Origin of the sequence: Planctomonas deserti (assembly GCF_003067705.1) — a bacterium.
In the GTDB taxonomy this organism is placed as follows: Bacteria; Actinomycetota; Actinomycetes; order Actinomycetales; family Microbacteriaceae; genus Planctomonas; species Planctomonas deserti.
This window is the reverse complement of record NZ_QANL01000246.1, coordinates 1-505: the sequence shown is the minus strand read 5'-3', so window position 1 is coordinate 505 and position 505 is coordinate 1. Positions and strand designations below refer to the sequence as shown.

1 protein-coding gene is annotated in these 505 nt (G+C 65.7%); it reads left to right on the top strand.

Annotated features, from left to right (window positions below):
• Nucleotides 1-67: 67 nt before the first annotated feature.
• A partial coding sequence (locus DAI20_RS20510) for a DUF1456 family protein (protein ID WP_108252928.1) occupies nt 68-505 on the top strand: 438 nt, incomplete at its 3' end.

Sequence of the window (505 nt, the reverse complement as noted above, 5' to 3'; positions counted from 1 at the left end):
CGGGGGTTGCGTTGCCTGATCGGCCAGATCCGGCCCCACCTGCCGGGGTGACCGGTACAATTGGGCCATGATCAACAACGATGTCCTGCGCAGCGTGCGCTACTCCCTGGACCTGGGCGACCACCACGTGGTGACCCTGTGCCAGATGGCCGACCCGGCCTTCGCCGTGGATCCCGAACAGGTGAAGGCCTGGCTGCGCCGCGAGGACGAAGCCGGTTTCGAGGCGATGAGCGACAGTGCGCTGGCGCACTTCCTCGACGGCCTGATCGTGCACCTGCGCGGTCGCGATGAGAGCCAGCCTCAGCGTGCGGTGGAAACCCGCATCGACAACAACCTGGTGCTGAAGAAGCTGCGCGTCGCCTTCCAGCTGCGCGACGTGGACCTGATGGAGATCTTCGCCAGCGCCGGCTTCAACGTCTCCAAGTCGGAAGTGGGCGCCTTGTTCCGCCAGCCCGGGCACACTAACTACCGGCGCTGCCTGGACCAGATGCTGCGCAATTTCCTC